This window comes from Mesonia sp. K7, assembly GCF_003233725.1.
Classification (GTDB): Bacteria; Bacteroidota; Bacteroidia; order Flavobacteriales; family Flavobacteriaceae; genus Mesonia.
Genome location: NZ_QKQV01000003.1, coordinates 31,420 through 46,092, shown reverse-complemented (window position 1 = coordinate 46,092; position 14,673 = coordinate 31,420). Strand labels below are relative to the sequence as shown.

General features: G+C 36.1%; 12 protein-coding genes. All 12 read left to right on the top strand.

Translation table 11 applies throughout. The features are described 5' to 3' along the window. The first annotated feature begins 6 nt into the window (after positions 1-6). The 12 genes from glmS to DNG35_RS02885 all read left to right on the top strand — a co-directional run bounded on the left by glmS (position 7) and on the right by DNG35_RS02885 (position 14,673). Positions 7-1,854 (top strand): glutamine--fructose-6-phosphate transaminase (isomerizing), encoded by a 1,848-nt coding sequence (gene glmS, locus DNG35_RS02940; RefSeq protein ID WP_111126262.1) that lies wholly within the window; start codon positions 7-9, stop codon positions 1,852-1,854. Positions 1,855-1,969: 115 nt separating this feature from the next. Further along, a complete protein-coding gene (gene atpD / locus DNG35_RS02935; protein WP_111126261.1) occupies positions 1,970-3,481 on the top strand; it encodes a F0F1 ATP synthase subunit beta in 1,512 nt (503 codons plus the stop codon). A gap of 76 nt (positions 3,482-3,557) precedes the next feature. Then, positions 3,558-3,839 carry a hypothetical protein gene (locus tag DNG35_RS02930; protein ID WP_111126260.1) on the top strand — a complete coding sequence of 94 codons (282 nt, stop codon included), beginning with the start codon at positions 3,558-3,560 and terminating at the stop codon, positions 3,837-3,839. Positions 3,840-3,950: 111 nt separating this feature from the next. Beyond that, positions 3,951-5,093, top strand: a complete 1,143-nt coding sequence (locus DNG35_RS02925) for a pyridoxal phosphate-dependent aminotransferase family protein (protein WP_111126259.1) — start codon at positions 3,951-3,953, stop codon at positions 5,091-5,093. Next, entirely contained in the window at positions 5,090-5,506 is a 417-nt protein-coding gene (locus DNG35_RS02920) for a DUF2007 domain-containing protein (protein WP_111126258.1), read from the top strand. Before DNG35_RS02925 ends, DNG35_RS02920 begins: the two co-directional genes overlap by 4 nt. Continuing rightward, positions 5,499-6,122, top strand: a complete 624-nt coding sequence (bioD, locus tag DNG35_RS02915) for a dethiobiotin synthase (RefSeq protein WP_111126257.1) — start codon at positions 5,499-5,501, stop codon at positions 6,120-6,122. The genes DNG35_RS02920 and bioD overlap by 8 nt, the downstream gene beginning before the upstream one ends. Continuing rightward, positions 6,119-7,396 (top strand): adenosylmethionine--8-amino-7-oxononanoate transaminase, encoded by a 1,278-nt coding sequence (gene bioA / locus DNG35_RS02910; RefSeq protein ID WP_111126256.1) that lies wholly within the window; start codon positions 6,119-6,121, stop codon positions 7,394-7,396. Before bioD ends, bioA begins: the two co-directional genes overlap by 4 nt. Before the next feature lie 156 nt (positions 7,397-7,552). Further along, positions 7,553-8,719, top strand: a complete 1,167-nt coding sequence (locus DNG35_RS02905; protein WP_369908028.1) for a beta-ketoacyl synthase N-terminal-like domain-containing protein — start codon at positions 7,553-7,555, stop codon at positions 8,717-8,719. Positions 8,720-8,781: 62 nt separating this feature from the next. Beyond that, entirely contained in the window at positions 8,782-9,870 is a 1,089-nt protein-coding gene (gene bioB / locus DNG35_RS02900) for a biotin synthase BioB (RefSeq protein ID WP_199489091.1), read from the top strand. A gap of 128 nt (positions 9,871-9,998) precedes the next feature. Further along, positions 9,999-11,621, top strand: coding sequence for a tetratricopeptide repeat protein (locus DNG35_RS02895; protein WP_111126254.1), 1,623 nt, complete (start codon positions 9,999-10,001; stop codon positions 11,619-11,621). 199 nt (positions 11,622-11,820) lie between these two features. Beyond that, on the top strand, positions 11,821-13,560 hold the full coding sequence (locus DNG35_RS02890) for a LamG-like jellyroll fold domain-containing protein (protein WP_111126253.1): 1,740 nt from the start codon (positions 11,821-11,823) through the stop codon (positions 13,558-13,560). A gap of 231 nt (positions 13,561-13,791) precedes the next feature. Continuing rightward, positions 13,792-14,673: a cupin-like domain-containing protein gene (locus DNG35_RS02885; RefSeq protein WP_111126252.1), complete on the top strand. Its 882-nt coding sequence runs from the start codon at positions 13,792-13,794 to the stop codon at positions 14,671-14,673.

Below are 14,673 nucleotides of genomic sequence, written 5' to 3'. Positions count from 1 at the left end.
TAAACTATGTGCGGAATTGTAGGTTATATAGGTCATAGAGAAGCTTACCCTATTGTGATAAAAGGATTGCAACGTCTCGAATATAGAGGTTACGATAGTGCAGGTATTGCCTTGTACGACGGATCTAATTTGAATGTCTGTAAAACCAAAGGTAAAGTAGCAGATTTAAAAACCAAGTCTGAAAATGAAAATATAACCAAAGGGAGTATTGGGATTGGCCATACGAGATGGGCAACTCACGGTGTGCCAAACGATGTCAATTCACATCCGCATTATTCCAATTCTGGTAATCTAGTGATTATTCATAACGGAATTATCGAAAATTACGACAGCCTTCGCAAGGAGTTGATCTCTAGAGGTTACTCTTTTAAGTCAGAGACTGATACGGAAGTATTAGTTAACTTAATTGAAGACGTACAGAAAAAAGAAAACATAAAGCTCGGTAAGGCAGTTCAAATAGCTTTAAATCAAGTGGTTGGTGCTTATGCAATTGCTGTTTTTGACAAGCAAAAACCAAATGAAATAGTAGTGGCTCGTTTAGGAAGTCCACTCGCGATTGGTATTGGTGAAGAAGAGTTTTTTATTGCTTCCGATGCATCACCATTTATAGAATTTACCCAAAAAGCAATTTATTTGGAAGATGGCGAAATGGCAATTATCAGGACAGGCGAAGAAGTAAAGATTAGAAAAATACAAGGTGATAAAATGGTCGATCCTTACGTGCAAGAGTTACAGATGAACTTAGAGCAGATCGAAAAAGGAAATTACGACCATTTTATGTTGAAAGAAATCTACGAGCAACCAAGAGCGATTACAGATACTTATCGTGGAAGAATGCTTGTAGATAAAGGCATTATTAGGATGGCTGGTGTAGATGATAACATCGAAAAGTTCTTAAACGCCAAAAGAATTATTGTAGTTGCTTGTGGAACTTCTTGGCACGCAGGTTTGGTAGCAGAATACATTTTTGAAGAATACACCAGAATTCCGGTAGAAGTAGAATATGCATCCGAATTTATTTATCGAAATCCTATAATTTATAAAGACGATATTGTCATTGCTATCTCCCAATCTGGTGAGACTGCAGACACGATGGCAGCTATTAAATTAGCTAAGCAAAACGGAGCCTTTGTTTTTGGGGTTTGTAACGTCGTTGGTTCTTCGATTTCCCGCGAAACGCATGCTGGAGCATATACTCATGCGGGTCCAGAAATTGGTGTGGCATCCACCAAAGCTTTTACCACACAGATAACCATTCTTTCATTAATAGCATTAAAAATAGCTAAAGCAAAAGGAAATATCAGTAAACCTGATTACCAACATCACTTATCAGAGTTGGCTTTAATCCCTGAAAAGGTAGAAAAAGCACTAAACTCTAATGAGCATATCAAACAAGTAGCAGAAAAATATATGAGCTCTGCAAATTTTTTATACCTCGGTAGAGGGTTTAACTTTCCTGTGGCTTTAGAAGGTGCTTTAAAGCTAAAAGAAATTTCTTATATCCATGCAGAAGGTTACCCAGCTGCAGAAATGAAGCACGGCCCAATTGCTTTGATCGACGAAAAAATGCCCGTAGTTGTGATTGCAACCAAAAAAGGACATTACCAAAAAGTAGTAAGTAACATCGAGGAAATCAAATCGCGTAAAGGAAAAATTATTGCTATTGTAACAGAAGGAGACGAAAACGTTCGAAATTTGGCAGACTATGTAATAGAAGTGCCAGATACCATCGAAGCTTTTACGCCATTGTTAACCACGATTCCTTTGCAATTGCTTTCTTACCACATTGCGGTCATGTTAGGTAAAAATGTCGATCAGCCTAGAAACCTAGCAAAATCAGTTACAGTAGAATAAGAAATATTTTTTCTAAAAATAAATTAAAAAAGTTTTATAAAAAAGCATATCTTTGCACCCGAAAAAAGCGGGTGCTTTTTTTGTATATAACAAAACAATATAAATACACTAGATAATGTCTAAAGTTACAGGTAAAGTTGCTCAAATTATCGGTCCTGTTGTTGACGTTGAGTTTAACACAGAAAATGCTGAATTACCAAAGATTTACGATTCGTTGGAAATTGCAAATCAAGATGGTTCAAAATTAGTTTTAGAGGTACAATCCCACATTGGTGAAAATATGGTAAGAACCATTGCGATGGATTCTGCAGACGGTTTAAGCCGTGGTACAGAAGTTGTTGCAACAGGAGCTCCTATTCAAATGCCAATTGGTGATGACGTTTACGGACGTTTATTCAACGTAACTGGTGATGCTATCGATGGTTTAGGAAACTTACCAAAAGCAGGTAAAGATGGACTTCCAATTCACCGTGAAGCACCAAAATTTGAAGACTTATCGGTTTCTACAGAAGTTTTATTTACCGGTATCAAAGTAATCGATTTGATCGAGCCTTACGCAAAAGGTGGTAAAATTGGTTTATTTGGTGGTGCTGGTGTAGGTAAAACCGTATTGATTCAGGAATTGATTAACAACATTGCAAAAGGTCACGGAGGACTTTCTGTATTTGCAGGTGTTGGTGAAAGAACTCGTGAAGGAAACGACCTTTTAAGAGAGATGTTAGAGTCGGGTATTATCAAGTATGGTGATGACTTTATGCACTCGATGGAAGAAGGTGGTTGGGATTTATCTAAAGTAGATAAAGAGACGATGAAAGAATCGAAAGCGACTTTCGTTTTCGGACAGATGAATGAGCCACCAGGAGCTCGTGCACGTGTGGCACTTTCTGGTTTAACAATAGCAGAATATTTCCGTGACGGAGCTGGAGACGGACAAGGAAAAGACGTACTTTTCTTCGTCGATAACATTTTCCGTTTTACCCAAGCAGGTTCAGAGGTTTCGGCACTTTTAGGTCGTATGCCTTCTGCAGTAGGTTACCAACCTACTTTAGCAACAGAGATGGGTGCGATGCAAGAGCGTATTACTTCTACCAAAAGAGGTTCGATTACTTCGGTGCAAGCGGTTTACGTACCTGCAGATGACTTGACAGATCCAGCACCGGCGACAACTTTCGCCCACTTAGATGCAACAACCGTACTTTCACGTAAGATTGCCGAGCTTGGTATTTACCCAGCGGTAGATCCGTTAGATTCTACTTCAAGAATTTTAACTCCAGAAATCTTAGGGAAAGAGCATTATGCTTGTGCACAAAGAGTAAAAGAGTTGTTACAACGTTACAAAGAATTACAAGATATCATTGCGATTTTAGGGATGGAAGAATTATCTGAAGAAGATAAATTGGCGGTATCTCGTGCGAGACGTGTACAGCGTTTCTTATCACAACCTTTCCATGTAGCAGAACAGTTTACAGGTATTCCGGGAGTATTGGTAGATATCAAAGATACCATCAAAGGTTTCAATATGATTATGGATGGTGAGTTAGATCACCTACCAGAAGCAGCTTTCAACCTTAAAGGTACCATTGAAGATGCGATTGAAACTGGTGAGAAAATGTTAGCGGAAGCGTAAAATAGAAAGGAGGGATTAGATTTGAGATATCAGATTGTCTCACATCTCACATCTCACATCTCAATACTATAAACATATGCAATTAGAAATCGTAACCCCTGAAAAAGTAATCTTAAGCGCCCAAGTAACTTCTGTGGCTGTGCCTGGAGTAGAAGGTGAGTTTCAGATGTTAGAAAATCACGCTCCTATCGTTTCTGTTTTAGAAGAAGGGAAAGTGAAAATCGACGCAGGTAATTTAGTTCTTGAAGAAGAAACAAAGACTTTATTTACCAAAGGTGAAGACGGTCGCTTAGAGTTTATGATTAAAGGTGGTGTATTGGAGTTTAGCAATAACAAGGCAATTGTTTTAGCAGACTAAATTTTAATCGAAATATATATTTAAAAGGCTGATTTTTTAATCAGCCTTTTCTTATTATAGGTATTATAAAATATTTTACTTCGATAGATTTATCTTACTTTTGAAAAGTCTATGAAGGAACTACCTCAATCATTGCAGAGTAAACTCAAAGAAAGAAAGCAAAATAAAGCTTTTCGGACACTCTCTGTCTCTAAAAGAGAAGTTATCGATTTTTATTCTAACGATTACCTCGGTTTTTCAAAAAATAAAAAGATTGCTGATCGAGCCGAACAAATCCTTCAACAGGAAAAAATAGAAACACTCGGGGCAACTGGATCGCGACTCATTTCTGGAAACTCTGCTTTTTATGAAAAAGTAGAACAACAGATCGCCAATTTTCACCAAGAAGAATCTGCTCTTATCTTCAATTCGGGTTATACGGCTAATTTAGGGCTGCTTTCTTGTGTGCCTCAGAAAAATGATGTGATTTTATACGACGAACTTTCGCATGCTTCTATTCGTGACGGAATTTTGCTTTCGAATGCAAAAGCCTACAAATTCAAACACAACAATACTAAAGATTTAGAATCTAAAATATCTAAATTCAAACCCCAATCTGAAACAATTTATGTAGTGACCGAATCTGTTTTCTCGATGGATGGTGATCAAGCTCCGTTAGAAACTTTAGTAAAAACCTGTTTAGCAAATCAAGTCTATTTAATTATCGACGAAGCACATGCACTTGGTGTTTATGGAAGAAATGGCGTTGGCTTGGTACAAAAGTTAAATTTACAAAATCAGGTTTTTGCCCGTGTAATAACGTATGGGAAAGCATTGGGATGTCACGGAGCCGTAATTCTTGGCAATAAAGAATTAAGAGATTACTTGATTAATTTTGCTCGCAGCTTTATCTATACGACCGCTTTGCCACCACATCACTTGACCGTGATCTCGGCGGCTTATCAAGAGTTGGGAAAAACCGATGCACTTATAAAACTGAAAGAAAATATTTCTTATTTCAAAAAATCCGTTTCAAAAAAAGGTTTGACAAACAAATTTATCGAAAGTAATTCCGCAATACAATCTTTTATTATTCCTGGAAATGAACAAGCCAGAAACCTCGCCGAGCAAATACAAGCTCAAGATATGATGGTAAAAGCCATACTTTCGCCTACCGTTCCACAAGGAAAAGAGCGCATTAGAATTTGTTTGCATAGCTTTAATACTTCGCAAGAAATTGATACCTTACTCGATGTAATTTCCAGTAATTTATGACCAAAAAGTACGTGACGGTAGCTCGATTTACTTATTCTACCGAAGCTCAGATTTACAAAGGACGCCTCGAAGCAGAAAATATCGAGGCAAAGATCCTTAATCAATACACGATAGATACAGATCCGCTTATTAGCAATGCCATTGGTGGCGTACAATTGCAAGTTCCAGAAGAACAAAAGCTCAAGGCGAGATTTATTTTAGATCAAGTGAGTCAGCAAAATCTTGATGACGACGGAAACACTATCCAATGTCCTAATTGTAGTAGCAAAAAGGTGAATTTTTACTCGAATATCAAAGATTTTAAATCGATGATCGCTTACTTAATCGCGATAATTTTTGTTGTTTTGCCTTTGTACACGCGTCACGATTATACGTGTGAAGAATGCGGTAAAAAATTCAATACCAATGACTAATATTTTCATTACCGGAATAGGTACCGAAATAGGAAAAACCATCACTTCGGCTATTGTGGTCGAGTCGCTCAAGGCGGATTATTTTAAACCTATTCAAGCGGGCGATTTAGACAATACAGACACGCACAAAGTGCGAAAATTAGTGAGCAACAACACGTCTCAATTCCACGAAAGTGCTGTTGAACTTCATACGCCTATGAGTCCTCACGCTTCCGCGGAAATAGATAACGTGGCAATAAAAGCTAGTAAAATCTCACGCCCAAAGACCAAAAACACCCTTGTGATTGAAGGTGCTGGCGGTTTGCTTGTTCCGATCAATAACACCGAAACCATTGCCGATTTGATACACAAAGAGGATAAAATTATTGTGGTTTCTAGACATTATCTGGGAAGTATCAATCACACTTTACTCACGATTGAAGCGCTAAAGAGCAGAGGTTTCGCTGTCGCTGGAATTATTTTTAACGGAAAAGAAACACCAACCACCGAAAATATCATCCAAAAAATGAGTGGTGTCCCTGTCTTGGGAAGAATAGATGACGAACCTTATTTTGATAACAACGTGGTTAAATATTACGCAGATAAATTCCAAAAGGCGCTAAAAAAACTGGTATGAGTTTAATAGAAAAAGACCATAAATACATTTGGCATCCACTTACGCAACACCAGCACGAGCAGCCTATATTGCCTATAAAATCTGCTCAAGGAGTTTATTTAGAAGATGTAAACGGCAAAAAATATATCGACGGAATTTCATCTTGGTACACGGCTGTTTATGGACATTGTCATCCAAAAATAGTCGAAGCTATACAGCAACAAGTTCAACAATTAGATCAGGTAGTTTTTGCGGGGTTTACACATCAACCCGCGGTAGGACTAGCAGAAAAACTGATAGCTATTTTACCAGAAGGTCAATCCAAAGTCTTTTTTAACGATAACGGTTCAACGGCAACAGAAATTGGTATTAAAATGGCCTTGCAATACCATTTTAACTTGGGAAATAAACGAACGACCATGTTGGCTTTCGAAAATGGTTTTCACGGAGATACTTTTGGAGCGATGTCGGTTTCTGGACTATCGGTTTATAACGGTGCTTTCGAACAACATTTTATAGATGTTAAAAGAATTCCGGTGCCAACCGATGAAAATATTGATGAAATAAAACAACAGATTGAACATATTCATCAAGAAACGCCAATTGCAGGTTTTATTTACGAGCCTTTGGTGCAAGGAGCAGCCGCCATGCAAATGCACAAAGCCGAACATCTTGATAAAATCCTGGCTTTTTGTAAAGCAAAAGAGATGGTCTTGATTGCCGATGAAGTAATGACAGGTTTTGGGAAGACAGGTAAAAATTTTGCTTCTGATCATATGATGACCAAACCCGATGTGATATGCTTATCTAAAGCTTTAACGGCAGGCATGTTGCCGATGGGTGCAACGACTTGTTCTCAGCAAATTTTCGAAGCTTTTTACGACCAAGATATTGCTAAAGGCTTATTCCACGGGCATACTTATACAGCCAATCCGTTGGCGTGTAAAGTGGCTTCTGCGGCGATAGATTTGTTACTTTCAGACGAAATTCAACAGAATATTCAAGCTATTATAGGTTGGCATCAAGCTTTCGCGAAAACGATAGAACACCATAAAAATGTAAAATCAGTAAGACAAACTGGTATCATCTTAGCCATAGACTTGGCAACCGAATTTTCGCGGTACGGAAATTTCAGAAACAAAATATATCATTTTTTCCTTGATAAAGGTATTTATTTAAGACCTCTAGGAAACACCATTTATATTTTAGCTCCTTACGTGATAAAATCTTCTGAAATGCTTGATATTTACAATGTAATAGAAAAATTTTTGAATAATTATTTAGAAGATATATAAATTATCTTTTTTTCCTTAAAATATTAACTTTTTTAAGTAATATTGTAAGAAGGAAATTTGTTTCAATTAAAGATTAGGAATGGGGTAACCTAATTTTTAAACTAAGCTCTGGGTTTTACCAGAGCTTTTTTTATTTTTGACAATTAAAAAACCAATTTGATTTCATCCCCAATATATATCGATGCGATTAGCTCAGTTTCTGCATTGGGCGTTCATGAGAAAGAAGTTTTTCAATCTTATCTTCGACAAAAGCCTTTATTCTGTCAGCAGAAAATTCAAGGTAAAGAACGCGAATTTATTTCTCCAATTAGTGAGCAAGGCAATGAGCTCTTAAACAGCATTTCAAAAGAAAGCAAAGCATACACGACACTTGATAGGACCGCTTTGTTAGCCATATTTGCTGCCCGAGAAACCCTTAAAAAAGCAAACTGGAATCATCAAAATTTTGGAGTAAATATTGGGTCTTCTCGTGGGGCAACACAATTGTTTGAAAACTATGTACAAGAATATTTAGCAACAGGAAAAGTAAGCACGCAAGCTTCACCAACCACTACATTAGGAAATATTTCTTCGTGGGTGATGCAAGACTTGATGGCAAATGGTCCAGAAATCAGCCATTCGATTACTTGTTCGAGTGCGATGCATAGTGTTCTGAATGCGATTGCCTGGATAAGATCGGGTTTAACCGATTATTTTTTGGCGGGTGGAAGTGAAGCGCCGTTAACCAAGTTTACCATCGCTCAGATGAAAGCTTTAAAACTGTATGCCAATTTTAATTTAGAAGAAACTTACCCCAATAAAAGTTTAGATTTTTCGAAGAAGAAGAACACGATGATTCTAGGCGAAGCTGCTGCTTGTATGGCATTGGCCAATCAAAAATCAGAAAATAGCCTTGCTGAAATTATTGGTTTCGGTTATGCTAACGAAGCTTTAAAGCACAGTGTTTCCATATCAAGAGATGCAGTTTGTTTACAGAGATCAATGACAAACGCTTTAAAGATGGCAAATCTTAAAAAAGTAGATGCGGTAGTGATGCACGCACCAGGAACTGTAAAAGGTGACTCATCTGAACTTGAAGCCTTACAAAAAGTATATGGAAAAGATAACCTACCGTTGTTGACTTCCAATAAATATTTAATTGGCCATACCTTTGGCTCTTCGGGAATGATGAGTTTGGAAATGGCTGTTTTAATGTTAAAAAACAATCGGTTTTTAGAAAATCCGTTGTATGAAAATTCCACGGAAGTGAAAGAAATAAAGTCGGTAATGGTGAATTCTGTTGGTTTTGGCGGAAATGCCGTGAGCATCATTATTTCAAAATAATAGCAAATCTTCTCAGAAAATACATTACATTTCTTATTTTTGAACTCTTAACCTTTATCATTATGAAGATCAAACATCACTGGACGAAAGAGGAAATTTTAGCAATCTATAACAAGCCTTTGATGCAGTTATTGTACGAAGCAGCAACTGTACATCGTGAGTATCACGACCCAAATAAGGTGCAAGTTTCTACGCTACTTTCGATTAAAACCGGTGGTTGTCCCGAAGATTGTGGCTATTGTCCTCAAGCGGCTAGGTATCACACTGATCTGGAAGGAAATGAATTGATGTCTGTACAGCAAGTAAAAGCACAAGCCTTAAGAGCAAAATCTTCTGGAAGCTCTAGAGTTTGTATGGGAGCGGCTTGGCGAAATGTAAAAGATGGTCCTGAATTTGACAATGTTTTGGAGATGGTGCGTACCATCAATAAACTAGATATGGAAGTTTGTTGTACTTTAGGAATGCTTACCGAAAACCAAGCAAAACGCCTGGAAGAAGCCGGTTTGTATGCTTACAACCACAATCTTGATACCTCAGAAGAATATTATAAAGAGGTAATCTCTACGCGAGGTTATGAAGATCGTTTAAAAACTTTAGACAACGTTAGAAAAACCAATGTAACCGTTTGTAGTGGCGGAATTATCGGAATGGGCGAAAGCGAAGCAGACCGTGCAGGAATGTTGGTAGCCTTAGCAAGATTAAACCCACAACCAGAATCGGTACCCATCAATGCTTTGGTAGCTGTTGAAGGAACTCCATTGGAAGAACAGCAAACAGTGCCGATTTGGGATATGATAAGAATGGTTGCAACCACAAGAATTGTCATGCCAAAAACACAGGTAAGGCTTTCTGCCGGTAGAACACAAATGAGTAGAGAAGGGCAGGCGATGTGCTTTTTCGCAGGAGCGAACTCTATCTTTGCTGGAGATAAATTGTTGACGACTCCAAACCCTGATGTAAATGAAGATATGGAAATGTTTAAGCAATTAGGTCTAGATGTGCAAAAACCTTTTGAGAAACATGCGCAACCAAGAACAGTCGAAGCTGCAGAATCTCAATTAACTTCTTTGGGAGAAAAGCCAAAATGGTCAAGACCAGCACACCAAATTGAGCGTAACCTAGAGGCACAAGGAAAGAAAGTAAAAGCTTAATAAAAAACTAAATATATATTTTTTTAAACCAAGCGCTTTTAGCTTGGTTTTTTGTTGCAACAAGCCATATTTGCTTGGTTTCTTTTTAAGTTTTAACTTTAAGAATTAATTTATCAACTGTTTTATGTATGAATAAATACCTATTCATATTTTTCTTCTTCGCTTGTAACCTAATATGGGGTCAACATAAGGTAGATAAACTACAAGATAGCTTAAACACTACTATAGATGTTGAAAAAAGAATAGACTTAAGAAAGCAGATAGCTCTTGACCTTATGTTTGAAGATTGGGACAAAGCTTTAAAGTATATCGAACTTGCAGAAAAAGAAGCAAAGAGCTTGTCTAACATAGAACGATTGGCTTCTGTTTATGTAACTACAGCTAGAATGTATTATGCTAAAGATGTGATTGATGTTGCTTTGGAATATTACTTGAAAGCAGAAGAAATTTACAAAAGCACCGAAAATTTAGCACAACAGATTTCGATACAGAACAATCTAGCGATTATTTATGCCCGTCTCGAAAATATAGAAAAAGCCACTTATTATTTCAATAAAGCATTTCGTTACCACAAGAGCTTTAAGAATAAAGACTCGTTGCAATATGCAAGTATTCTTATCAATATGGGGACTTTGTATCTAAAAAAGAATATAGATTCTTCCTTAGCTTATTACCACCGCTCTTTAGAGATCAGCAAAAAATTAAATAATAACATGATTGCGGCCTACCTAAATACCAATATCGGAAAGGCGATGTACGAAAAAGACAGTACGGCAGCAAAAAAAGCAAAGGAATATTACGATAAAGCGCTTGATATAGCAAAAAAAGTAGAAGATAAAAGTGTAGAAGCTCTAGTAAACGGTTATGTTTCAGACTTTTATTTAAATGAAAAACAGCATGATTCAGCTATATTTTATGCAAAAAAAGCGATTGAAGGATTTAAGAACAAAATATATTCCATCAATTACCAAGATGCTATTGAAATCCTTTATAAAGCCAATTTAAACAAGCAGGATTATGAAGAAGCTGCAACTTATTTTGAGTTGTATAACAAAATACGCGATAGTCTACAATTGGAAAAACAAGCTGTAAATGTAGAGCGTATAAAACTACAAGAAGAGTACAAGTCTAAATTAGCTTTACGTGAATTGCAAGCAGAGAAAAGCCAATCAAAATATTTTATGGTTTTCTTGGGGCTTATCTGTATTTTGTTGGCACTTGCGTTGGTTTTGGTGAAGTATAGAAATAAGATAGCTTATAATAGAATTGAGCGAGAACTCATCACTTCAAAAAATAAAGAGTTAACGTCTACATTAGATCAAAAAAACAGTGAACTGGTGAGTAAAACCATGGTAGAAGCTCATAAAGCAAACGCCATTACTTCAGTTTTAGATGACTTGAAAATATTAAAACGAAAGGCCGTCAAGAAAGAAACCCAGCTTCTGATTGCTCAAGTTATGAAAAAATTAGAACGTGACCTCAATCCAGATGTTTGGAAAGAGTTTGAGATAGGCTTTGCACAAGTACACCAATCCTTTTTTAAAAATTTAGCAGAAAAACACCCAAAACTCAGTCCTAAAGATAGGCGCTTATGTATCTTACTTTTCTTGGACTTCTCAACCAAAGAAATTGCAAAACTTACAGGAATGTCTTTTAAATCGATTGAAAATTCACGGACTAGGCTCCGAAAAAAACTCCTTCTTACCAATAAAAAAGTAAACGTTTCAACTTACTTACGCTCATTGAGCTGATGATTTAATATTCTGAAAACAAATACATTATAAAAAAAAGAGTGTTAATATATTTGGCGTGAGTGTTTTTTAATTAAGCAATTTATTTACTGAAAAGCTTCATGATTTATATTTATTCGCGGAAATCATGCAAGAAGTTAATAGGTTTTATGATTTTCGATCAAAAAAAAAGTATAATGATTAATATAAACTAAATTTTATGAAAAAAAGATTACTAAACCTATGCGGATTGTTCTGTGCTAGTTTAATGGTGTGCAGTTCGCTAAAAGCTCAAACAGGATTACATTTTGATAGCACAGATGATTATGTTCAAACTGATTATGCAGGAGTTTTAGGCGATAACGCCCGAACGGTTGAAGCTTGGGTGAAAACAGAAAGTAATAATAATGAACAGATTATTGCTACTTGGGGAAGTGAAGCTGTAAACGGACAACGTTTTACTTTTCGCTTAAATGCCTCTGGAACTAATGATGTCATAAGAATAGAGATAAAAGGAGGTGGTTTTAACGGTTCTGTAAATGTAAACGATGGTGCTTGGCATCACGTAGCAGTAACCTACGACCCAACCTTAAGTGCTAACAAGTATAAGTTATACGTAGACGGTGTTTTAGATACAGAAGCTGACATTAGCACTACTTTAAATACAACAGCAAATACAGATTTAATTATAGGAAGAAGGATCAATCCTTCTTTTGGAGGTTTTTTCTCAGGAACAATAGATGAACTTAGAGTTTGGGATGTAGCTAGAACGCAAACTGAAATTCAAAATACTATGAACGCTGAAATATGCAATATCCCCACTTCTCTAAAAGCATATTTTAAGTTTGAAGATGGTATTCCAGCTGCCGATAACTCAACTCTGACTAGTATTATTGATAGCTCAGGAAATAATTATGTAGGAGTTTTAAACGATTTTGCATTAACGGGAACAACATCAAACTTTGTGACTGGAGCCACTATATCTTCAAGTCTAGACACCACAATTTCACTTACCAATAGTGATAGCACATTATCAGTAGCTGAAGCGGGTGCAACTTATCAGTGGTTAGATTGTAATAATGGGAATAGCCCTATTACCAATGAAACCAATCAGGACTTTACACCTACTAGTAGCGGAAGCTATGCCGTAGAAGTTACTGCCAATGGTTGTACAATAGTATCAGATTGTTTTGATTTTGTATTGCCTTGTGCTGCAACTGTAGTGACTAATTATCCGTTTGTCGAAACTTTTGAGGATGACAGTAACACCTTAAGCTGTTGGACACAGATTTATGAGGTTGGTACTGCAGATTGGACTCTTGCAGAGGGAACTAATTCAGGAAATATTACCACCGCATATAACGGAAGTAAAAACCTTTTATATGTAAGCCAAACTGGAACTGGTGATCCTGTCACTAAATTTGTAAGTCCAGTATTAGATTTATCTGCTTTAAACAATCCTAAACTAAGCTTTTATTATGTTCAAGAAGATTTCCAAGGAGATTACAATACCATGAAGGTTTATTATAGAATAAGCGAACAAGATGCGTGGGTAGAATTAGCAGATCTTAATTCGGCAGTAAATTCTTGGACACAAGAAACCATTGTTTTACCTAATCCTTCTGCTACTTATCAATTAGCTTTTGAAGGAATAAATAATTTCGGACATGCAAATGCTATTGATGATATCATGATTGAGAACACTGTTGCAGTAAATCAAAATAAACTTACCGAGGTTGTGTTATACCCTAACCCTGTGAAGAATGTATTGTTCTTGGAAGCAAGACAAACAATTCAGACAGTTAAAGTTTATAATTTATTAGGGCAAAAAGTTTTAGAGACACAACCTAATGCTTTAAATGCACAAGTAGATACTGCTAGATTGTCTGGTTCAGGTGTTTTCTTAGTAGAAGTTAACACAAATGGTGAGACCAAAACCTACAAAGTTATCAAAGAATAACTTTTAATAAAAAAACAAGACGAAAAGGGGCTATTTATATAAATAGCCCCTTTTTATTTTTCAATTTCTTTTAAAAGGAATTAAGTAAGAACGACAGAAAAGAATAAAATTTACTATATAATAGATAAAGGAGGCATAACAGCTCTCCTTTTTTAATTTTATTAATCATAGCTATTCTTATTGCTTACAGTTAAACTATATTGTAACTTTACCTCATTAACAGCAATAACAATGACGAAAGAACATGTGAGCTATGAACAAATTGTTAGGGTAAAACACCTATCAAAAGAGAATTTTATAAGGCTTTACTTAAAACAAGAGAAACCTGTCGTTGTAGAAAATTTCACTCAAGACTGGCCGGCATACCAAAAATGGTCATTAGATTATTTTGCCAATAATTATGGAGACGTTGTAGTGCCGCTTTATAATAGTAATCCAGCTAAGGGAAAAGAGCCATCTAGGAAGCCTGTAAAACATTTACCACTTAAATCATATATTGATATTCTTAAAAAAGGGCCAACAGACCTAAGAATATTCTTTTTTAATATTCTAAAAAAAGCACCAAATCTTCAAGAAGATTTTAAATATCCTGACTTGGGGGTTAAATTTTTTAAAAAATTGCCTGTATTGTTTTTTGGAGGAGAAAATGGAAAAGTTTTATTGCATTATGACATTGATTTTGCTAATAATTTTCATTTCAATTTTATAGGAGAAAAAAAAATTATCCTGTTTCCGCATGAGCAGAAAAGACTTTTGTATCACGTTCCGTACTCTATTGTTTCTATAGAAGAAATAGAGTTTGATTATCCTGATTATAAAAAATACCCAGCTTTAAAAAATGCAGAAGGTTATGAAGTTACACTAAAACCTGGTGAAATGCTATATATTCCAAGTGGATATTGGCATTACATCCGTTATCAAACCCCATGTGTTTCACTTACCTTGCGTTCTTTCCCAAAATCGCTAAACAAAACTTTACAATTTGTTAAAAATCTTGCTTTTACCATGCCTTTTGACAACCTTATGCGAAAATTAAAAGGACAATCTTGGATAGATTATAAAAATCAAAAAGCGATCTCCAACGCCCAAAAAGCTATAGAAGAAAGGAAATAA